Genomic DNA, 21,983 nt, shown 5'->3' on the forward strand with positions numbered 1-21,983 from the left:
CTTACACATAGCCTATCCATGTCAGCTTCCCCCCTTGTCGATCGTTGGATCGTACTGAAGTTCGGCGGCACCTCGGTGTCGCGTCGCCACCGCTGGGACACGATCGGGAAGCTGGCAAAAAAACGTGCGGAAGAGACCGGTTCGCGCGTGCTGGTGGTGGTCTCGGCGCTGTCCGGGGTCACCAACGAACTGACCGCGATCGCCGACGGTGCGCCGGACAGCCGCGATCGCGTGGCGGCGCTGGTCGAGCGCCACGAGGGTTTCCTGGTCGAGCTGGGTCTGGGCCGCGAGGTGCTGGCCGAGCGCCTGGCCGCGCTGCAGGGCCTGCTGGATGACCCGCGTGCGGCCACCCGCCCGCTGGACTGGCAGGCCGACGTGCTGGGCCAGGGCGAGCTGCTGTCCTCCACGCTGGGCGCGGCCTATCTGCACGCCTCCGGCCTGGACATGGGCTGGATGGATGCCCGCCAGTGGCTGGACGCGATGCCGCCGCAGCCGAACCAGAGCGACTGGTCGCAGCGGCTGTCGGTGAACTGCCAGTGGCGCGCGGACGCAGACTGGATGCAGCGCTTCCGCGCGCAGCCGACCCGACTGCTGATCACCCAGGGCTTCATCTCGCGGCATGCCGATGGCGGTACCGCCATCCTCGGTCGCGGTGGCTCGGACACCTCGGCGGCGTACTTCGGCGCGCTGCTCGGCGCCAGCCGCGTGGAGATCTGGACCGACGTGCCGGGCATGTTCAGCGCCAACCCCAAGGACGTGCCGGACGCGCGCCTGCTGACCCGCCTGGACTATTACGAAGCGCAGGAAATCGCCACCACCGGCGCCAAGGTGCTGCACCCGCGCTCGATCAAGCCGTGCCGTGACGCCGGCGTGCCGATGGCCATCCTCGATACCGAACGCCCGCAGCTGCCGGGTACCAGCATCGATGGCAGTGCGGCTCCGGTACCGGGCGTGAAGGCGATCAGCCGCCGCAACGGCATCGTGCTGGTGTCGATGGAAGGCATCGGCATGTGGCAGCAGGTCGGCTTCCTGGCCGATGTGTTCAATCTGTTCAAGAAGCATGGCCTGTCGGTGGACCTGATCGGTTCGGCCGAGACCAACGTCACCGTGTCGCTGGACCCGTCCGAGAACCTGGTCAACACCGATGTGCTGGCCGCGCTGTCGGCCGACCTGTCGCAGATCTGCAAGGTGAAGGTGATCGTGCCGTGCGCGGCGATCACGCTGGTTGGTCGCGGCATGCGCTCGCTGCTGCACAAGCTGTCGGACGTGTGGGCCACCTTCGGCCGCGAGCGTGTGCACATGATCTCGCAGTCGTCCAACGACCTGAACCTGACCTTCGTCATCGACGAAGCCGATGCCGATGGCCTGCTGCCGATCCTGCATGCCGAGCTGATCGACAGCGGCGCGATGCCGGTGGAAGAGACCGAAGTGTTCGGCCCGCGCTGGCGCGAGATCGCCGGCACCGTGCGCCCGCGTGGCACGCCGTGGTGGCGGGGCCAGCGTGCGCACCTGCTGCAGCTGGCCGACGCCGGTACACCGCGCTACGTCTACCACCTGCCGACCGTGCGCGCGCGTGCCCGCGCGCTGGCCGCGATCAAGCCGATCGACCAGCGCTACTACGCGATCAAGGCCAACAGCCATCCGGCGATCCTGCAGCTGCTGGAGGCGGAAGGCTTCGGCCTGGAATGCGTCTCGCACGGCGAGTTGAAGCATGTGTTCCAGCACCTGCCGGAGCTGTCGCCCAAGCGCGTGTTGTTCACCCCCAGCTTCTGCCCGCGCAGCGAGTACGAAGCCGCGTTCGCGCTGGGCGTGACCGTCACCGTCGACAACGTCGAAGCACTGCAGCGCTGGCCGGACCTGTTCCGCAACCGCGAGCTGTGGCTGCGCGTCGATCTTGGCCGTGGTGAAGGCCACCATGCCAAGGTCCGCACCGGCGGCAAGGACTCCAAGTTCGGCCTGCCGATCGCCCGTGTCGACGAATTCGTGCGTGCGGCCACCGAGCTGGGCAGCCGCGTGGTCGGCCTGCATGCGCACCTGGGCAGCGGCGTGGAGACCGCGCAGCATTGGCGACTGATGTGCGACGAGCTGGCCGGATTCGCCCGCCGCATCGGCAGCGTGCAGACCATCGACATCGGCGGTGGCCTGCCCATTCCGTACAGCGACGAAGACGAGCCGTTCGATCTGGATGCCTGGGCCGAGGGCCTGGCCGAGGTCAAAGCGTTGCATCCGGCATTCCGCCTGGCGATCGAGCCGGGCCGCTATCTGGTGGCCGAATCGGGCGTGCTGCTGACCCATGCCACCCAGGTGGTGGAGAAGGACGGCGTGCGCCGCGTCGGCCTGGACGCCGGCATGAACACCCTGATGCGCCCGGCGCTGTACGACGCCTGGCACGACATCGAGAATCTCAGCCGCCAGGGCGGCTATGCCGAGGCCGCGTTCGATGTGGTCGGCCCGATCTGCGAATCCAGCGATGTGTTCGGCAAGCGCCGCAAGCTGCCGGTATCGACCGCACCGGACGATGTGATGCTGATCGCCGATGCCGGTGCCTACGGCTATGTGATGTCCAACACCTACAACCAGCGGGCGATGCCGCGCGAAGACGTGATCGAATGATCGCCACCCGCGCACTGCACCCGCCCACCGACACGCCCCGCGCCATCCCGCGGACCCGTGCCTGACCGGATACACCATGACTGCTTTTGACAAACACCAGGTTTCCCGCTTCCGCTTCGTCCGCTGCGAATTTGCTGCGGATACCGGCGTGGCCAGGCTGGTCTACGCCTTCGATGACGGCCCGGAGATGGTGGAAACCATCACCGTGCCCGGCGCCCCGTTCGTGCTGGACGAGGCGCGTGCTGCGGCCGTGCAGCGCGCGCTGCAGCTGCTGCACCTGATTGCCGGTGTCAGCTACTACAAGGCGGGCGTGCCGGAGACGGTCAGCATCGACAGCTACGCCATCGATGCCGATACCGCGGCGCTGGTGGAGACGGTCTACCTCAACGGCCTGGGCGAATTCGCCTACCGCAACGGCCTGAACCTGCGCGGGCGCTTCCGCCTGCCGGTACAGGGCGAAGCGGTGCAGGCGCCAGTGCTGGGCCTGCAGCCGCATGCGCTGGTGGCCATCGGCGGCGGCAAGGATTCGCTGGTCAGCATCGAAGCGCTGCGCCGTGCCGGCGTGGACGAGACGGTGACCTGGATCGGGGGCTCGCAGCTGATCCGCGCCTGTGCCGAGCGTACCGGCCTGCCGACGCTGAACCTGGGCCGCGCGCTGGCGCCGGAATTGTTCGAACTCAACCGCCAGGGCGCCTGGAACGGTCATATCCCGGTCACGGCGGTGAACTCGGCGATCATGGTGCTGGCCGCGCTGCTGCAGGGTGTGGACCAGGTGGTGTTCTCCAACGAACGCTCGGCCAGCTACGGCAGCCAGATTCCGGGCACCGGTGAAGTGAACCACCAGTGGTCGAAGGGCTGGGCATTCGAGCAGGCGTTCGGCAGCCATGTGCAGGCGCACGTCGCCGCAGACCTGCACTACTACTCGCTGCTGCGGCCGATGTCGGAGCTGGCGGTGGCCCGCCAGTTCGCCAAGACCGATTTCTACGACGCGCACTTCTCCAGCTGCAACCGCAACTTCCACATCCTTGGCGAGCGCCCGGTGAACCGCTGGTGCGGCGTCTGCCCGAAGTGCCACTTCGTGTTCCTGGCGCTGGCCCCGTTCATGCCCAAGACGCGCCTGGTGCGCATCTTTGGCCGCAACCTGCTGGATGATGCCGAGCAGGCCGGGGGCTTCGATGCGCTGCTGGAATTCCAGGACCACAAGCCGTTCGAGTGCGTGGGCGAAGGCCGCGAATCGCGTGCGGCGATGGCGACGCTGGCGCAGCGCCCGGAATGGAAGGAAGACGTGCTGGTGAAGCGCTTCTGCAACGAGATCCAGCCGCAGCTGGACGCCGCCGAACTGGAACTGGCGCCGCTGCTGCAGCTGCAGGGCGAGCATCGCGTTCCGGCTGCGCTGTGGGAACGGGTGCGTGAAGATTTCGAAGCTTGAGGGAAAGCGCGTTGCGCTGTGGGGCTGGGGTCGTGAGGGCCGTGCGGCGTTCGCCGTGCTGCGTGAGCGCCTGCCGTCGCTGCCGCTGAGCCTGTTCTGTCCGGCTGCTGAAGCCGAGGCCGCGCGGGCGGAAACGCAGGGCGCGCTGGAGGTGCGTGGCGAGCCCTCGGCCGAAGCGCTGGCGGCGTTCGACGTGGTGATCAAGTCGCCCGGCATCAGCCCTTACCAGCCGATCGCGCTGGCAGCGGCGGAGCAGGGCACGTCTTTCATCGGCGGCACCGCGCTGTGGTTTGCCGAACACGCGGCCGACGACGGCATCGTGCACGACACCGTGTGCGTGACCGGCACCAAGGGCAAGAGCACCACCACCGCGCTGGTCGCGCACCTGCTGCGCGCGGCGGGGCATCGCACTGGCCTGGTCGGCAACATCGGCCTGCCGCTGCTGGAAGTGCTGGACCCGCAGCCGGCGCCCGAGTACTGGGCCGTCGAGCTGTCCAGCTACCAGACCGGCGAAGTGGCGCGCAGTGGCGCCCATCCGCAGGTGGCGGTGGTGCTGAACCTTTTCCCGGAACACCTGGACTGGCACGGCAGCGAGCAGCGTTACATCGAAGACAAGCTGCGGCTGGTCACCGAAGCGGCGCCGCGTATTGCCGTGCTCAATGCGGCCGATCCGCACCTGGCCGCGCTGTCGCTGCCCGACAGCGAGTTGGTCTGGTTCAACCAGCCGCAGGGCTGGCACATGCGTGGCGATGTCGTGCACCGTGGCGAACAGCCCGTGTTCGATACCCGCAACACGCCGCTGCCGGGCCGCCACAACCGCGGCAACCTGTGCGCGGTGCTGGCCGCGCTGGAAGCGCTGGGCCTGGATGCGGTGTCGCTGGCACCGGCGGTGCAGGACTTCCGCCCGCTGCCGAACCGCCTGCAGCGCGTCGGTGTGGCCGATGGCCTGACCTTCGTCAACGATTCGATCAGCACCACGCCGCACGCCAGCCTGGCCGCGCTGGAATGCTTTGCCGGCCAGCGCATCGCGCTGCTGGTGGGCGGGCACGACCGTGGCCTGGACTGGACCGATTTCATGCAGCACATGGCGCATGACGTGCCGCCGGTGGAGATCGTGACCATGGGCAGCAATGGCCCGCGCATCCACGCGATGCTGCAACCGCTGGCCGATACCGGTCGCTTCGGCCTGCACGCGGCCGCTGATCTGCCGGAGGCGATGGCGCTGGCACGCACGGCGCTGGGCGAGCAGGGCGGCGTGGTGTTGCTGTCGCCGGGCGCACCGAGCTTCGGCGCCTACCGCGATTACGTGGCGCGTGGCCGCCATTTCGCCGAACTGGCCGGATTCGATCCGGACACCATCAGCGCGATTCCGGGGTTGGGCATCGGGTAGTGCCGGCCGCTGGCCGGCAACCGGGGGCGCCGCATCCACCCATGGCGTGGCTCTACTGTTCGTCTTCGATGAACGCGTAGTCGCCGTCGATCAGCTGCTGCAGGTACGCATCGAAGCTGGGCGCGATCACCGCGTAGCTGTCCGGGTCATGCAGGTAGCGCACGACCTGGCCCACGCAGCCACCCGGCGCGGGATCGAAATCCAGGTACAGCATCGAGGTGCCGCCGTTGTTCATGCAGTGCGAGAAGCACAGGCGGCGATTCATCGGCAGGTCGGCATCGATGCCGTCGCCGAGGATTTCCGGCTCGTCATCCAGCCATTCCTCGTAGATCGAACGGATGCTGTCGTCCCACTGCTGCTGGTCCTCGAACATCTGCGCGACCGAGCGCAGGTAGTACGGATAGCCGCCGTCTTCCACGTCCGAGCCGAGCATCAGTACACAGACCTCGCCCCCGGGGTACTCGCGGAAGTGGGTGCCATCCACGCGCGACAGCAGCGCGACCAGGCTGTCCGGCACCTGTGGCCATTGCGCGCGCAGGCGCTGCAGGTCGTCGGCGTGGGCGCCGTGGACATGGGCCCACTGGGGGGCGTCATCGGCGGGCAGGCGTGGGATCAGTCCGGACAGAAAGCGATCAGCAAGGTTCATGCAAAAAAGGGGACGGAGGGGATCAAGTCGTATCCAACCACACCTGCGTCACGTCGCCAATGCAGAATGCGACGTGGGAGGGGCGAATACGTCTTGATCCCCTCCGTCCCCTTCTTTGCGGAGCAGGCGCATGAATCGTTGGCGATGCGGTGTGGCGGTGATGCTGGGGCTGGCGGCGATGCCGGCGTGGGCGGCGATGAAGACGCAGCCGGTGGAATGGAAGCACCAGGGCACGACCTTCAGTGGTGTGCTGGTCTATGACGATGGCGAGCACGACAAGCGTCCGGGCCTGGTGATGGTGCCGAACTGGAAAGGCGTGAACGAATCGGCGATCGAGAAGGCCAAGCAGTTGGCCGGCGATGACTATGTGGTGCTGGTGGCCGATGTCTACGGCAAGGGCGTGCGGCCGAAGACCGATGCCGAGGCCGGGCCGGTGGCGACCCAACTGCGCAACGACCGGCCCCTGCTGCGCGCACGCGCGTTGGAGGCGGTGAACGTGCTCAAGGCACAGGCCGGCAAGGCGCCGCTGGATGCCAGCCGGATCGGCGCGGTGGGGTTCTGTTTCGGCGGCACCACGGTGCTGGAGCTGGCCCGTGCCGGTGCGCCGATGGCCGGCGTGGTCAGCCTGCATGGTGGGCTGGGTTCGCCGCTGCCGGCGCAGGCCGGTGGCAGCCATCCCTCGGTGCTGGTGCTCAACGGCGCCGACGACAAGAGCGTGACCGCCGAGGACATCGCCGGCTTCCAGAAAGAGATGAACGCGGCCAAGGTCGATTGGGAGTTCACCAACTACAGCGGCGCGGTGCACTGCTTCGCCGAGCGCGATGCCAACAGCCCGCCGGGCTGCCAATACAACGAACGGGCGGCAAAGCGGGCGTGGAAGGCGCTGGATGAGTTCTTCGAGGAACGTTTCCTGTAAAGAAAGGCGTGCCGACCAACGGTCGGCACCCACCCACAGCGGCGCTAGGTGCCGACCGTTGGTCGGCACGCCTGCGTCAATGCGAGCGCTGCACCGCGTAACGGGCCAGGCCACGCAGCGCGGCCACCGCATCGTTGTCGGCCAGGCCGTCCAGCGCGCGCTCGGCGGCTTCCGCGTATTCCTCGGCGCGACGGCGGCTGTACTCAAGGCCACCGGTGGCGCGGATCGCGGCCAGAACTTCCGGCATCGCCGAGGCATCGCCGTCCTGCACGATCGCGCGCAGGCGCTCGCGGGTGGCGTCATCGGAGTGGGCCATGGCGTGGATCAGCGGCAGCGTCGCCTTGCCTTCGGCCAGGTCATCACCGAGGTTCTTGCCCAGTTCGTCGGCGTTGGCCGAGTAGTCCAGCACGTCGTCGGCGATCTGGAACGCGTAGCCCAGGTGCATGCCGTAGTCGAACAGGGCCTGCTGGGTCGCTTCGTCCACACCGCTGGCCAGCGCACCCAGACGGGTGCCGGCGGCGAACAGCACCGCGGTCTTGCGCTCGATCACGCGCAGGTAGGCGGTTTCGTCGGTATCCGGGTTGTGCACGTGCAGCAGCTGCAGCACTTCACCCTCGGCAATGCGGTTGGTGGCATCGGCCAGGATCTGCATCACCGGCATGCGTTCCAGTTCGACCATCAGCTGGAAGCTGCGCGAGTACAGGAAGTCACCGACCAGCACGCTCGGCGCGTTGCCCCACAGTGCGTTGGCGGTGCTGCGGCCACGGCGCAGGTTGGATTCGTCCACCACGTCGTCATGCAGCAGGGTGGAGGTGTGGATGAACTCGATGATCGCCGCCAGCTGGTGGTGGTCCGGGCCAGCGTGGCCGACCGCGTGGCCGGCCAGCATCACCAGCATCGGGCGCAGGCGTTTGCCACCGGCGGAAATGATGTGGTCGGCGATCTGGTTGATCAGCACGACGTCCGAGGACAGGCGGCGCCGGATCAGGGCGTCGACGGCGGCCATGTCGGCCGCGGCAAGCGACTGGATCTGGGGCAGGCCCAGGGCGGGACGGGTGTCTTCGGTGATGGTCATGCGATCAGGCTTTCAGGCTCACCGCCGATTATAGGCGCTGGGTGTGAATTCGGGCGCAAACCGGGGCGGATGGCAGGCCTGGGTCGGGCCGACCAGCTGCCTGCGTGAATACGTATGCAGGTTGCGCCATGCCGTGGAGGCCACCGCTAAGCTTGCCGGAACAGGATTTCGGCCCGCTTCCGGCGGGTCACGCATGCCCGGAGGGGGGCTGTCGATGTCGCACTATCCATGGTGGCGCGGAGCCGTCATCTACCAGATCTACCCGCGCAGCTACCTCGACGCCAACGGCGACGGGGTCGGCGACCTGCCGGGCATCATCGAGCGGCTGGACCACATCGCCACGCTGGGTGTGGACGCGATCTGGATCTCGCCGTTCTTCAAGTCGCCGATGGCCGATTTCGGCTATGACATCGCCGACTACCGCGACGTCGATCCGCTGTTCGGCCGCCTGGACGACTTCGACCGCCTGCTGGCCAAGGCCCATGGCCTGGGCCTGAAGGTGATGATCGACCAGGTGCTGAGCCACACCTCGATCGAGCACGCCTGGTTCCGCGAGAGCCGCCAGGACCGCAGTAACCCCAAGGCGGACTGGTACGTCTGGGCCGACCCGCGCGAGGATGGCACGCCGCCCAACAACTGGCTGTCGCTGTTCGGCGGCGGTGCCTGGCAGTGGGAGCCGCGCCGCGAGCAGTACTACCTGCACAACTTCCTGGTCGACCAGCCGGACCTGAACTTCCATCACCCGGACGTGCAGCAGGCGACCCTGGACAACGTGCGCTTCTGGCTGGATCGCGGCGTGGACGGCTTCCGCCTGGATGCGATCAATTTCTGCTTCCACGATGCGCAGCTGCGCGACAACCCGCCCAAGCCTGCCGACAAGCGGGTGGGCCGCGGCTTCAGCCCGGACAACCCGTACGCCTACCAGTACCACTACTACAACAACACCCAGCCGGAGAATCTGCCGTTGCTGGAGCGGCTGCGCGCGCTGCTGGACGCGTACCCAGGGGCGGTCAGTCTCGGCGAGATCTCCTCGGAGGACTCGCTGGCCACCACCGCCGAGTACACCCGTGACGGTCGCCTGCACATGGGTTACAGCTTCGAGCTGCTGGTGGACGACTACAGCGCGGCCTACATCCGCAACACGGTCTCGCGCCTGGAAGCGGCGATGACCGAAGGCTGGCCGTGCTGGGCGGTTTCGAATCACGACGTGGAAAGGGCGGTCAGCCGCTGGGGCGGCCATCCGGCCGACCCGCGCCTGGCGCGGATGCTGGTGGCGATGCTGTGCTCGCTGCGTGGCTCGGTCTGCCTGTACCAAGGCGAGGAGCTGGGCCTGGCCGAGGCTGAGGTGCCGTACGAGGCCCTGCAGGACCCTTACGGCATCACCTTCTGGCCCAACTTCAAGGGACGTGATGGCTGCCGCACCCCGTTGCCGTGGACCGACGCGCCGCTGGCCGGTTTCACCTCGGGCCAGCCCTGGCTGCCGATCCCGGTCGAGCACCGGGCCGCGGCGGTGGCGGTGCAGGAGCGCGACCCGCACTCGGTCCTGGCCGCGTTCCGAGCGTTCCTGGTCTGGCGGCGTGGCCAGCCGGCGCTCCTGCACGGCAGCATCCGATTCATCGAAAGTGCCGAGCCAGTGCTGCTGTTCGAGCGTATGCTTGCAGATGAAACCCTCCTGCTGGCGTTCAACCTGTCGGCCGAGGCGGTGAGCCATCCGCTGCCGCCGGGCAACTGGCAGCAGGTGGCGGTGCCGGGCCCGGATGCGGGCACGGTGCAGGGCAATGAACTCCAGCTGCCGCCGCGTGCGGTGTATTGCGCCCGACGCAGCTGACCGTTTTCTCCGGTGGCGGTACTTGCGGGGACGGGGCCGAAGCGCCCCGTCCCTTTTTTGTGGGCCGCTGGTGGCGACGACTTTCCAACTTCTGGCATGGCGCGGGGCAGGGCAGGCGAAAACACTGATGGCCCTCCCAGCACGGCGGAACTCCGATGCGTATCTTCACTTCCCTGTTGCGCCTGTTGGCGCTGGCTGCGGCGCTGTCTGTCGCCTCCCCTGTCTGCGCCACGCCCATCGTGACCGTGGGTCCGGCGCTGGAGGATGCCTTTGAGGGTTCCGACGTGGTGCCCGGCTTGAAGCAGTTGCTCGGACCGGAATATGGCGCGTTCCGGCGCAATTTCGATGAGTCGGCGGTGCCGGTGCCGCTGAAAGAGGGAGGGTTGCTGCTTGATGGGTGGCGGTTGGGGTTCCCCGGGCATCATGCTGCGGCGGTCGTGGTCTACCCCGATGGCACCCTGCACGCGGCGTACTACAACGCTGAAGACCGAGCGGTGCGTTACTTCTCGACCTCCGGTGAGCTTCAACAGCGCGTGCTGCTGATCTGGGCGAAGCGATTTGAGCTGTCTCCTGGTCATTCGCGTTCCACCGAGCGTTCGCTGGAAGAGCGTGCCCCTGCATCGATCCTGGCATTGCCGGGCGTGGAAGAGCAGGCCGCCATGCGGTCGGTGGCAGCCGTGATCTGGTCTGCCGAACTGGCATCAGGTTGGAACATGAACACCGAGGTGGGGCACGTTCTGGGTGAGGCAACCAAACACATCATGGACTGCTCTGCTGCCTTCAGCCTCGTGCCGAAGCCGGTGGGATGGGTACCTGGCTGGTCCTATGTCGCCCAGATGTCAGTCCAGATCGTTGCTTATGTCACGGGTGTCTCCGGGCATCGGGTCTATCACTCCTGCGTCATCACCGCCGCCAGTCGCCAGCGTTCGTTCATCGAATTGGCATCGGGTGAGTTCTGAGCAGGGACCGGTTCTGCCATGTGGGAACTGCTGGGCCAGATCATTTTCGTTGCGCTGAACCCTGCTGGCCACGCCCTTGGCCGATCCAGTGGGTGGATCCTGCTGGCGCTGATACTGGTCATCGCGATCAGCTGCGCCGCGCTGGTCACCTGCGAAGCAGGATGAGCCGGTTCCGCATCCATCCACGGCAGCGCCGATGCAAAAGAAAACCCGCTGCCTGCGCAGCGGGTTTGCGGCCCTGCTTCCCTTGTGTTGCCGGCCAGCGGCCGGCACTACCTTGGCCAGGTCAGAACTTGTAGTTCACGCCCAGCATGTAGGTGCGGCCCCACTCGATGTACTCCAGCGGGCGGTCCTTGCTGCCGGCGTAGGTGCGGTACGGTTCGTTGGTCAGGTTGCTGCCCTGCAGCAGCAGGGTCAGGCCACGCAGGGCGCTGCTGTCGCTGAAGGTATAGCTCACCTGCGCATCGGTCACGTTCTCGCCCACCACGTAGCGCAGGGTGCGGTTGCCGTTGAAGTTGCCGATTTCACCGATGAAGTCCGAACGGCGGCGCTGGCTCACGCGTGCTTCAAAGCCACTACGCTCGTAGTAGGCGGTGAAGTTGTACACGCGCTTGGACAGGCCCGGCAGGCTGATCGGATCGGTGCCCACGCTGGACGCGCTCTCCGGATCCAGAATGGTGATGTCGCTCTTGTTGAAGGTCGCGCTGGCCTGCACGCCGAAGCCGCGCAGGCTGTCGGTCAGCATGTCCAGCGGGAACGACGCGGTCAGTTCCAGGCCCTTCAACGTGCCGCCCTTGCCATTCTGCGGGGTCGAGAACGTGCCGACGGTCTGTACCGGCGCGGTCATGCCCGGCGGCGGTACGTAGTTGCCAAGCAGCCCGCTGAAGTCGTAGTTGTCCACCGACTGGGTGTAGACGTAGCTCTTCAGGTCCTTGTAGAAAATCGCCGCGGCCACGTAGGCCTTCTCGCCGAAGTACTTCTCGTAGGACAGGTCCAGTGCGGTGGCACGCCAGGGGTCCAGCAGCGGGTTGCCGCCACTGCCGCCGGGGCGGCCATTGTTGGTATCCACGCCGAACTCCAGGCCGGCGCGCATCTGGTCCACGCGCGGGCGTGCCACCTGCTTGGCAGCGGCGAAACGCAGCGTCTGCTGGTGCGGGAACATGAACACCAGGTTCAAGCTCGGCAGCCAATCCTTGTAGGTCTTGCCGGCAGAGAAGGGCTGGATGTTGCTGCCCGCCGGCTGCGAGCTGTCCCAGTAGCGTGAATCCGAGCTCTGGTCGGTGTGCTGCATCTGTACGCCAACGTTGCCGCGCACGCCGACCACGCCGATATCGGTATTGATGTTCAGGCGCGCCCACGCAGTGGTGATCTTCTCCTCGACCGTCCACGACTTGGGAATCAGGTAGTCCAGATTGTCGACCGGGTTGAAGGTCATGTAGCGCCCCACCGCAGCCGGCACATTCCACGATGGGATGTAGCCGATGCCAGCGAAGCCGAGATTGACCGGGCGATACTGCAGGTCCGGGGCGATGGTGGATTCGCCTTGTGCACCGAGCAGAATGTTGCCTTCGGCCTGCGCCTTCTGCTTGCGACGGTCGGCATAGTTCACGCCCACGTCCACATCGGAGAACCAGCTGGACATGGCCTCGGGAACCGGCAGCGTCGCCGCCAGCTTGGCGCCCTTCAGGCGGTCCTCCACCTCCGGCACCTTGCCGTAGCCGGAACCATAGATGGTGTTGGTCAGGAACAGGTTTTCCGGATTGGAGTAATCCCGGCCCGGCCTGATCTGCGAGAAACCATCGCTGTTCACGACGACACCGATCGTGTCGAACTGCGGGCGCGGCACCAGCTGCAGGTTGTTCTCCAGGTTGATCTCGCGGCGGGTGGCCTTGGAGTAGTTCAGGTCGGCAACCAGCTTCACGCCACCCACGTTGATCTCGTTGTTCCAGCCGAACGCATCGATCTTGTCCTTGCGCTTGTTGTACATGCCGCGCACCAGCGGATACGCATTGTTGATCGTGCCGCCGGTGAAGCTGCCATCGGCGTTGCGGCCGACATTGCTGAACACCGGCAGGATCGCATTGGGGTTGTTGCTGTCCTCGCCGTTGCCGCTGAGGCTCAGCTCGAACTGGTTGGCGGTATCGATCTGCTCGGCTTCGGTGTGGAACGCGTCGAAGGTGCTGGTCCAGCTGTTGTTGGGCCGGAACTGGATGGTGGCCATCACGCCATCGCGCTTGTTGTTGCCGGTGCGGCGCAGCGCCTTGATGCCATCGGTGAAGTAGGTGCCCGGCGCGATTCCGCGACGCTCGCCCTTGTCGGTGTGTTCGGTGGTCCACGGCTCGTACAGACCGACCTGGTTTTCCTGGATCGGCATGTCGCTGTGCGCGTAGCCGATGGCGATGCCCAGGGTCCTGTCCAGGAACTGGTCGATGTAGCTGGCGCTGAAGCGGTTGCCGTACGGATCGACGTTGGCGGCGCGGCCCAGCGAGCTCTTCTGGTAGCGGCCACTGACCGCGATCACGCGTTCGCCGAAGCTGAGCGGGCGTGCGGTCTGCATGTCGATGGTGCCCGACAGGCCCTGGCCGACCAGTGCGGCATCCGGGGTCTTGTACACGGTCACGCCGTTGACCAGTTCGGACGGGTACTGGTCGAACTCGACGCCGCGGTTGTCGCCGGTGCTGACCACTTCACGGCCGTTGAGCAGGGTGGTGGCGAAGTCCGGTGACAGGCCGCGCACGCTGATCACCTGGGCACGACCGGCCACACGCTGCGCGGCAAGGCCGGGCAGGCGCGAAATGGATTCGGCGATGCTGACGTCGGGCAGCTTGCCGATGTCTTCGGCGGAGATCGCTTCGACCACCGAGGTGGCGTCCTGCTTGACCGCGATCGCGCTCTCGATGCCGCGGCGGATGCCGGTGACCTGCACCGTATCCAGGTTGGTGGCGGCGGTGCCGACCGGCGTGGTGGTGCTCTGCGTGGACTGTGCCGACGCCAGCGTCGGCGCCAGCACAACGGCCAGCGCGAGACTCAGCGCACTGCGCTTGTGGTTCAACATTTTCCCCTCCCAGGCAATGTTGCAGATCGATTCGTGAACGTCCCGGAGTGACCGTGGACGTGCGACGCGGTGGCCGCTGTCGTCGCCGCTATGGTAGGCAGCGCGTTCTTCGCGGGAATCACCCTGCATACGTATTCAATGGCGTTTGCAGGGGTGTAATCGCTTTCAGACAGTACTTGCGGTAGTGCCGGCCGCTGGCTGGCAATCACGTTCACCGGGTTGCCGGCCAGCGGCCGGCACTACCGGGGCATTCAAAGCGGAGTGAAGCGGATGGCCTGCCCACCCCCCGGTGCCAGCACCAGCGTCAGTGCATCGGCGCTGGTCACCTCGCGGGTTTCGCGCACGAACGCGAACGGATGGGCGCGGAAGTCGGCGCCCTCGCCATCGCGATAGATCTCGGCGCGGTAGCGCACGCCCGGTTCCAGGAAGCCCAGCGACACCGGCAGCACGCGGCCGTGTTCATCGGTGATGCTGCCCAGGAACCAGTCACGGCTGTTGCGGTCGCGGCGCACGATCGTCACGTAGTCGCCCACCTCGCCATCCAGCACGCGGCTCTGCTCCCAGTCCACCGCCACGTCCTCGATGAAGCGGAACGCCTCGCGGTGCTGCAGGTAGTGCTCGGGCAGGTCGGCGGCCATCTGGATCGGGCTGTACAGCACCACGTACAACGCCAGCTGCCGCGCCAGCGTGCTGGGAATGGCCTGGCCGTGGCGGCCCTTCAGGCTGAGGATGCCGGGGGTGTAGTCGAACGGGCCGGCCAGCATGCGGGTGAACACCAGGTTGACCTCATGCTCGGGCGGGTTCGGTGGCTGGCCCCAAGCGTTGTACTCCATGCCGCGCGCGCCTTCGCGCGAGATCCAGTTCGGGTAGGTGCGGCGCAGGCCGGTGTCCTTGATCGGCTCATGCGGGTTCACCGACAGGTGCCGGCGCGCGGCCTCCTGTACCACCTTCAGGTGGTGGCGGGCCATGAACTGTCCGTCGTGCCACTCGCGCCACAGCGCGCCGCCGCTCGGATTGCGACGGTCAACCTGGCCGTCATCGCAGACGTAACCGGTCTTGAACTGGTCCACGCCCAGCCGCGCATACAGGTCCAGCGCGGCGCTCAGCTGGTCTTCGTAGTGCTCGATGGCGCAGCCGGTTTCGTGGTGGCCGATCAGGTGCACGCCCTTCTTCAGGCCGTAGGCCGAGAGCGCCTCGATATCGAAGTCCGGCGTGGCACGGGTGAAGTCGAAGTCGTAACCGTTGCCAACCCAGTTGCCATCCCAGCCGGGATTCCAGCCTTCCACCAGCACGCCGCGGAAGCCATGCGCGGCGGCGAAGTCGATCACCTTCTTCGTCTTCGCAGTGGTGGCGGCGTGCTTCGGGCCGGTCGCCCAGCTTTCGTTGTCCAGGTGCATCGACCACCACACGCCCAGGTACTTGGCCGGCTTTACCCAGTTCACATCGCCCAGCGCATTGGGTTCATTGAGGTTGAGGATCAGGTCCGATTCGACCAGCCCGCCGGCACGGTCGGCGATCTGCAGCGTGCGCCACGGCGTGGCAAAGGGCAGGGCGCGGCGCACCTTCCAACCCTCGGCCGAGGGCGAAAGCTGCGCGCGCAGGCGCTGGCCCTCGGTGCGGCGCAGCCACATGCCGGCGTAGTCCACCAGCGCCGCCTCATGGATCGCCACGTGCAGGCCGTCGCGGCTGCGCAGGGTCATCGGCGTATGCACCAGCGGCACCTCACGCAGCGGCGTGCGCTGGTACAGGTATTCGTAGTGGATCGGTTCGCCGGCAGGAATCCACCAGGCGGTCGATTCCGGCGCAATGGCGAACTCGGTCAGCTCGTCATCGATGATCGCCTCGCGCAGGTTCGGCTGCTCGGGGAACACGTAGCGGAAGCCCAGGCCATCGTCGTAGATGCGGAACACCACATCCAGCCGGCGCTTGCTGCCGGTGGTCTCGGCCAGCTGCACGGTCAGTTCGTTGAAGTGGTTGCGGGTGACCCGGCGCTCGCCCCAGGGCTGTTCCCAGGTGTCATCGACGCTGCGCCGCTGCTGGCCGAGCATGGTGAAATCACGGTCCAGGTGGCCGCCGCGCAGGGCGAAGCCGAGCTTGGAATCCTCCACCACGGTCTCGCCGAAGCGCTCGACGCGGTAGCGGGCGGTGCCGCCGTCCAGCACCAGGCTGGCCTTGAGCACCTTGCCCGGCGATTCGACACTGACGACCTGCGGCGCGGCGCTTGCGAGCGCGGCCAGGCCCAGCAGGACCAGCCCGAGCACGTGCGCGAACACCGCGCGTACAGCAGTGGGTGACATCGGCATTTCCCCTCCCAAGGCGCCGTTGGCAGACCCGGACCATAAGCCAGTGCGACGGGTGCGCTATCGCGCAACGCCATGAATACGTATGCAGCTGGGCGCAGCCGACAGCCCCGCGTCTACCATGGGGCCAGGGCTCCTTGAGGGAGGGGCCGCGCCCGCCCGCCGGCAACTGCGGTGCGGACCTACAACGCGTGCAGAGAGGGAGGGAGGCCGACGGGCGCAAGCCGGTCCGCCGCTTCGATGCTGAAGATCATTTGCCTGACCGCTGCCCTGGGGGCAGCGCTGGGATCGACCGCGCAGGCGGCCGACCTGCAATTCAACGGCCGCCAGGCGCGCGCCGAAGCCGCTGCCGGCGGCAGCTTCGTGCTGCATGCGCCGAAGGGTGAGGTGCAGGTCGCACCCGCACCGATGCGCAGCCAGACCGGCAGCGTGATGTTCGATGCACTGTTCGCGCTGGCCCAGCAGGAGATGGACCAGGATCGCGTGGATGCGATCCGCGATCCCGCATTCGACGAGGGCCGACCGGTGCCCTGCGAGTGCTTCCAGACCGGCGCGCGCTGGCCCTATGTGTGGACCCGCGATGTCAGCTTCGCCGCCGACCTGGCGTTGGCACGGCTGGACCCGCAGCGCACCCGGCAATCGCTGCAGTTTAAGCTGTCGGCCGCGCGCGATGGGCATACGCCCGGCCTGTTCGTCGCGCAGGACACCGGGTCCGGCGGCAGCTGGCCGATCAGCAGCGACCGCGTGGTGTGGTTCCTGGCCGCACGCCATCTGCTGGACGATCCGGCGTTTGCCGACCAGGTCTGGCAGGCGCTGCAGGGCACGCTGGCGCAGGACCGCGCGATGGTGTTCGACGTGCAGATGGGCCTGTACCGTGGCGAGACCTCGTTCCTCGATTGGCGCGAGCAGACCTATCCAGACTGGACGCGCGAGGACGTGCGCTTCATCGGTGATTCGTACGCACTGTCCACCAACGTGCTGCACTACCAGGCGCTGCGCCTGGCCGAGCAGCTGGCCGGCCAGCAGGGCGATGCCCGCGCGCCGGATTACAGGGCGTGGGCCGATGCGTTGGCGAAGCAGATCGATGCGCGCTTCTGGCGCGAGGATATCGGCCAGTACATGAGCTACATCGGCGAAGCTGCGCACCCGGTGCCGTATGCCAAGGCCGATCTGCTCGGCCTGTCGCTGGGCATCCTCGCCGACGTATTGCCGGCAGAGCGCGCGCGCCGCGCGCTGGCGGCGTACCCGATGGGGCCGGCCGGTAGCCCGGTGGTGTGGCCGCAGGAGGCGCAGCAGCCGATCTATCACAACCGCGCGATCTGGCCGTTCGTCAGTGCCTACTCGCTGCGTGCCGCGCGCCAGCTGGACGATGCGCCGCGCATTGCCGCCGAGATCCGTTCGCTGATGCGGGGCGCGGCGCTGGCCGGTTCCAACATGGAGAACTACGAACTGGTCAGCCAGGCCGTGCATGTCGATGAAGGCACGCTCAGTGGGCCGGTGGTCAACTCCGAGCGCCAGCTGTGGTCGGTGGCGGGGTACCTGTCGATGGTGATCGAGGGCGTGTTCGGCGTGCAGGACGATGGCCGCGTGCAGCCCAAGCTGCCGGCGGTGCTGGTGCCGGAGTTGTTCGGCACGCAGCGTCGCATCAGTCTGGACGCCGGCGGCAAGCGCTATGTGCTGGAGCGCCCGGCAACGCTGGGCACTGGCCTGCTGGTAGCCGGCGGCACGCAGACCCACGGCAACACGACCACGGTGCAGCTGCTGGCCGCACCGGCCACGGCCGTGGCCAGGGCCGACGGCATGACCGCCGATGCCAATGCCCGTGCGCCCGCCACGCCGCCTGCACCGCAGGCCACGCGCGCCGGCGCCGGCTGGACCGTGCCGGTGGCGGCCGATCAGCGGCTGTGGAAGGACGGCAAGCAGGTCGCCGCCAGCAATGGCCAGGTGCACGTCAGCGACGAAGGCCTGCAACATTGCCTCAGCCTGACCCGGCGCGAGGGCACATTGGAATCACTGCACGGCCCGACGGTCTGCGTCGGTCCGCAGCAGCTGTTGCAGGGCGAGCAGCGCTGGCAGTTCACTTCGGCCAAGGCCGGGCGGGTGCGCCTGCGCCTGCAGTACAACAACCCGAACGGACCGATCAACACCGGCGTCACCGCGGCGGTGAAGCAGCTGGTGCTGCAGTGCCCGGGCATTGCCCAGCAGCGGCATACGGTGACGCTGCCACACAGCGTGGCCGTACAGGATTCGACCTCGGCTACGTTCACGGTGCCCAAGGGGCAGTGCATGGTCACGCTTGAAGAGGGCTTCAACATGAGCGCGCTGCAGCACTTCGCGCACTACACCGGGGGCAAGGGAGGCCGCGATGGCGTGCTCAACCTGGCCCAGGTGATGGCGCTGAAGGTCGCCCAGGTGGCAACGGAAGAGGACGCGCGATGAACCGTCCTGCCAAGCCGCAGCTGTCGTTCTGGCAGATCTGGAACATGTGTTTCGGTTTCCTCGGCATCCAGTTCGGGTTCGCCCTGCAGAATGCCAATGCCAGCCGCATCTTCGAGACCCTGGGCGCGGACATGGATGCGGTACCAGGGCTGTGGATCGCAGCGCCGCTGACCGGCCTGCTGGTGCAGCCGGTGATCGGCTACCTGTCCGACCACACCTGGACGCGCTGGGGCCGCCGCCGTCCGTTCTTCATGATCGGTGCGGTGCTGACCACGCTGGCGTTGCTGGTGATGCCGAATTCACCCACGCTGTGGATCGCCGCCGGCACGTTGTGGGTGCTGGACGCCTCCATCAACGTATCGATGGAACCGTTCCGCGCCTTTGTCGGCGACCAGCTGGCGCCGCGCCAGCGTCCAACCGGCTACGCGATGCAGAGCTTCTTCATCGGCGTGGGTGCCATCGTCGCCAGCTTCCTGCCGTTCCTCCTGGCCCACTTCGGCGTGGCCAACACCGCTGCTGCGGGCGAGGTGCCGGATACGGTGCGCTATGCGTTCTACTTCGGTGCGGTGGTGCTGCTGGCGGCGATCACCTGGACGGTGGTCAGCACCCGTGAGTACTCGCCCGCGGAGCTGGCCGGTTTCGAGGATGCCAAGCCACCGGCGCACCATGCCGGCACCGCAGTCACCGGGCCCGCACCGTGGGGCCAGGTGGCCCTTTGGCTGGGAGTCGGCGTGCTGCTTGCGCTGCTGATTGCCTGGCGCCAGGGCGACAAGATGCTGTACGTGCTGGCCGGCCTGTGCGCTGGCTACGGCCTGCTGCTGGCACTGGCGCGCGCGTTGCCAGGCACGCACATGCTGGCGGCCATCGTCGGCGACCTGCGCACGATGCCGGTGACCATGCGTCGGCTGGCGTGGGTGCAGTTCTTCTCGTGGTTCGCGTTGTTTGCGATGTGGATCTACACCACCGCCGCGGTGGCCGGTACCCATTTCGGTTCGACCGATCCGCAGTCGGTGGCCTACAACGAAGGCGCCAACTGGGTGGGCGTGCTGTTTGGTGCCTACAACGGTTTCGCCGCACTGGCCGCGGTACTGATCCCGCCGATGGTGCGGATGATCGGCCTGCGCTGGAGCCACCTGGTCAATCTGTGGCTGGGGGGTGCCGGGCTGGTCTCGTTGATGTTCATCCGCGATCCGCACTGGCTGCTGCTGTCGATGGTCGGCGTGGGGTTCGCCTGGGCATCGATCCTGTCGCTGCCGTATGCGCTGCTGTCCGACAGCGTTCCCGCGTCGAAAATGGGCGTGTACATGGGCATCTTCAATTTCTTCATCGTCATCCCGCAGCTGGTCGCAGCCAGTGCGCTTGGCTTCGCCCTGCGCGCCTGGCTGGGTGGCCAGCCGATGCATGTGCTGGTGCTGGGTGGCTGCAGCCTGTTCGTCGCGGGTCTGTGCGTACTGCGGGTTCCGTCCCGTCCGGAGGTGGTGTGATGCGTAGTGCGCTGTCTGTTGCTGTTTCCCTGCTGCTGGCTGGCCATGCGGTGGCCGCGCCGCGCCCGGATTACGTGGGTACCACCGAGCCGTTCGCCAGCGACGCGGTGTACTTCGTGGTCACCGACCGCTTCGTCAACGGCGATCCGTCCAACGATCATCGCGACCAGGGTGGCACGCACCGTACCTTCGATATTCCGGTGCCGTGCCCGGACAAGGTGGACGGCAACATCGGCTATCTCGGCGGTGATTTCCGCGGCGTGCTCGACAATGCGCAGTACATCCGCAACCTCGGCTTCGGCGCGGTGTGGATCACGCCGATCGTCGACAACCCCGATGAAGCGTTCACCGGCAGCAAGCCGATCAGCTGCACCAGCACGCTGACCGACCGCGGCAAGACCGGCTACCACGGCTACTGGGGCATCAACTTCTACAAACTCGATGAGCACCTCCCCAGCAAGGACCTGGACTTCGCAGGGTTGACCAGGGGACTGCACGGCGCAGGCTTGAAGGTGGTGCTGGACATCGTCGGCAACCATGGCTCGCCGGCCTGGACCATGCCGACGCGGCAGCCGCAGTTCGGCCAGATCTTCGACAAGGACGGAAAGCTGATCGCCGACCACCAGAACCTGCCGCCGCAGAAGCTGGACCCGAAGCACAATCCGCTGCATGCGTTCTACAACAGCATCGGCCCGGTCGACAGCAAGGACGGTTCGATCTTCGATGGCAATCTCGCCGAGCTGTCCGACTTCAACCAGGACAACCCGGCAGTGATGGACTACCTGGTGGGCGCCTACCTGCAGTGGACCGCGCAGGGCGTGGACGCGCTGCGCATCGACACCATCGGCTGGCTGCCGCATCCGTGGTGGCATGCCTTCGTCAAGCGCATCCGCGCCGAGCATCCTGGCATGTTCATGTTCGGCGAAGCGTTCGATTACGATGCCGCGCGCATTGCCGAGCACACCTGGCCGGCCAACGCCAACGTCAGCGTGCTGGACTTCCCGCTGCGCGGTGCCCTGGAACAGACCTTCGGCACCGCAGGAAAGGGCTTTGAGACCCTGGCCGAGCCGCTGCACCTGAGCGGCGGGCCGTACGCCAACCCGTACGAGCTGATGAGCTTCTACGACAACCACGACATGCCGCGCCTGCAGGCCAGCGACAACGGCTTCATCGACGCGCACAACTGGCTGTTCACCGCACGCGGCATTCCGGTGGTCTATTACGGTTCGGAAACCGGATTCATGCGTGGCCGCGCCGAGCATGCCGGCAACCGCGCCTACTTCGGCCAGCCGCGTGTGGACGCTGCGCCGCAGAGCCCGATCTTCGCGCCGCTGCAGCGCATCGCCCGGCTGCGTGAGGCCACCCCGGCGCTGCAGCGCGGCCTGCAGGTCAATGAGCGCCTGCAAGGCGACGAGGCGGTGTTCTTCCGGGTGCTGCAGCACGGCGATGTGGCACAGACCGCGCTGGTGCTGCTGAACAAGGGCGACCGGGCCAAGGCCTTCAGCGTGACGCGCTTCGTTCAGGCCGGTCGCTGGCGCGATGCGCTGGACGGCGGCGAGCTGAAGGTGAAGGAGGCGCTGACCGCGGAAGTGCCGGCGCACGGGGTGAAGGTCTATGTGCTGGAGGCCGCCGTGCAGCAGCCGGCGCTGCAGGCCGAGCTGGACAAGGCGATGGCCGACCAGCGGGCACGGGACCAGCGGCTGGGGCGGTAGTGCCGGCCGCTGGCCGACCCCCGGATTCCTGGCACCTGCCTACCGCTCTGGTGGGTGCCAACCTTGGTTGGCACGCTTCTCGAGCAGTCGAGCAAGCTCGACTCTACAATAGCCCCCTCCCGCAGCCTGCCGTACCG

The 21,983-nt window shown here is 67.1% G+C and carries 14 protein-coding genes; 10 read left to right on the plus strand and 4 right to left on the minus strand.

From position 1 onward, the window contains the following. Positions 1 to 18: 18 nt before the first annotated feature. The 3 genes from AC5P7U_RS18800 (at position 19) to murD (ending at position 5,432) form a co-directional block, all read left to right on the plus strand. Positions 19 to 2,613, plus strand: a complete 2,595-nt coding sequence (locus AC5P7U_RS18800; protein WP_008265224.1) for a bifunctional aspartate kinase/diaminopimelate decarboxylase — start codon at positions 19 to 21, stop codon at positions 2,611 to 2,613. A 76-nt stretch (positions 2,614 to 2,689) separates the two neighbouring features. Next, a complete protein-coding gene (gene murL / locus AC5P7U_RS18805; RefSeq protein ID WP_006423455.1) occupies positions 2,690 to 4,042 on the plus strand; it encodes a UDP-N-acetyl-alpha-D-muramoyl-L-alanyl-L-glutamate epimerase in 1,353 nt (450 codons plus the stop codon). Beyond that, positions 4,023 to 5,432, plus strand: a complete 1,410-nt coding sequence (gene murD, locus AC5P7U_RS18810; RefSeq protein ID WP_006423456.1) for a UDP-N-acetylmuramoyl-L-alanine--D-glutamate ligase — start codon at positions 4,023 to 4,025, stop codon at positions 5,430 to 5,432. Before murL ends, murD begins: the two co-directional genes overlap by 20 nt. A gap of 52 nt (positions 5,433 to 5,484) precedes the next feature. Here the strand turns inward: murD and AC5P7U_RS18815 are convergent, their stop codons facing one another. Further along, positions 5,485 to 6,078, minus strand: coding sequence for an SMI1/KNR4 family protein (locus AC5P7U_RS18815; protein ID WP_006423457.1), 594 nt, complete (start codon positions 6,076 to 6,078; stop codon positions 5,485 to 5,487). 130 nt (positions 6,079 to 6,208) lie between these two features. Between AC5P7U_RS18815 and AC5P7U_RS18820 the strand changes: the two genes are divergently transcribed. After that, positions 6,209 to 6,994: a dienelactone hydrolase family protein gene (locus AC5P7U_RS18820; protein ID WP_197564012.1), complete on the plus strand. Its 786-nt coding sequence runs from the start codon at positions 6,209 to 6,211 to the stop codon at positions 6,992 to 6,994. A 76-nt stretch (positions 6,995 to 7,070) separates the two neighbouring features. Here the strand turns inward: AC5P7U_RS18820 and AC5P7U_RS18825 are convergent, their stop codons facing one another. Next, positions 7,071 to 8,069, minus strand: a complete 999-nt coding sequence (locus AC5P7U_RS18825; protein ID WP_008266913.1) for a polyprenyl synthetase family protein — start codon at positions 8,067 to 8,069, stop codon at positions 7,071 to 7,073. 214 nt (positions 8,070 to 8,283) lie between these two features. Here AC5P7U_RS18825 and AC5P7U_RS18830 point away from each other — a divergent pair, with 214 nt between their 5' ends. The 3 genes from AC5P7U_RS18830 to AC5P7U_RS18840 all read left to right on the plus strand — a co-directional run bounded on the left by AC5P7U_RS18830 (position 8,284) and on the right by AC5P7U_RS18840 (position 11,021). After that, the gene (locus AC5P7U_RS18830) at positions 8,284 to 9,897 is read left to right on the plus strand and encodes an alpha-glucosidase (RefSeq protein WP_197565034.1); all 1,614 of its coding nucleotides are present in this window, start codon (positions 8,284 to 8,286) and stop codon (positions 9,895 to 9,897) included. Positions 9,898 to 10,052: 155 nt separating this feature from the next. After that, a complete protein-coding gene (locus AC5P7U_RS18835) occupies positions 10,053 to 10,856 on the plus strand; it encodes a hypothetical protein (protein WP_414554718.1) in 804 nt (267 codons plus the stop codon). 18 nt (positions 10,857 to 10,874) lie between these two features. Then, the gene (locus tag AC5P7U_RS18840) at positions 10,875 to 11,021 is read left to right on the plus strand and encodes a hypothetical protein (RefSeq protein WP_197565035.1); all 147 of its coding nucleotides are present in this window, start codon (positions 10,875 to 10,877) and stop codon (positions 11,019 to 11,021) included. A 121-nt stretch (positions 11,022 to 11,142) separates the two neighbouring features. Here the strand turns inward: AC5P7U_RS18840 and AC5P7U_RS18845 are convergent, their stop codons facing one another. Further along, positions 11,143 to 13,911 (minus strand): TonB-dependent receptor, encoded by a 2,769-nt coding sequence (locus AC5P7U_RS18845; RefSeq protein ID WP_197565036.1) that lies wholly within the window; start codon positions 13,909 to 13,911, stop codon positions 11,143 to 11,145. Between the two features lie 251 nt (positions 13,912 to 14,162). Beyond that, a complete protein-coding gene (locus AC5P7U_RS18850) occupies positions 14,163 to 16,214 on the minus strand; it encodes a glycoside hydrolase family 97 protein (RefSeq protein WP_197563835.1) in 2,052 nt (683 codons plus the stop codon). 237 nt (positions 16,215 to 16,451) lie between these two features. On the opposite strand from AC5P7U_RS18850, the gene AC5P7U_RS18855 reads away from it, so the two are divergent. The 3 genes from AC5P7U_RS18855 to AC5P7U_RS18865 are packed head-to-tail and all read left to right on the plus strand — an operon-like array spanning position 16,452 to position 21,846. Next, positions 16,452 to 18,650 (plus strand): glucosidase family protein, encoded by a 2,199-nt coding sequence (locus tag AC5P7U_RS18855; protein WP_197563836.1) that lies wholly within the window; start codon positions 16,452 to 16,454, stop codon positions 18,648 to 18,650. Further along, positions 18,647 to 20,134 (plus strand): MFS transporter, encoded by a 1,488-nt coding sequence (locus tag AC5P7U_RS18860; protein ID WP_197563837.1) that lies wholly within the window; start codon positions 18,647 to 18,649, stop codon positions 20,132 to 20,134. The genes AC5P7U_RS18855 and AC5P7U_RS18860 overlap by 4 nt, the downstream gene beginning before the upstream one ends. Further along, on the plus strand, positions 20,134 to 21,846 hold the full coding sequence (locus AC5P7U_RS18865) for an alpha-amylase family glycosyl hydrolase (protein WP_197563838.1): 1,713 nt from the start codon (positions 20,134 to 20,136) through the stop codon (positions 21,844 to 21,846). Before AC5P7U_RS18860 ends, AC5P7U_RS18865 begins: the two co-directional genes overlap by 1 nt. The last annotated feature ends 137 nt before the right edge of the window (positions 21,847 to 21,983 follow it).

It is taken from the genome of Stenotrophomonas sp. YJH_SMC_57 (assembly GCF_059369755.1).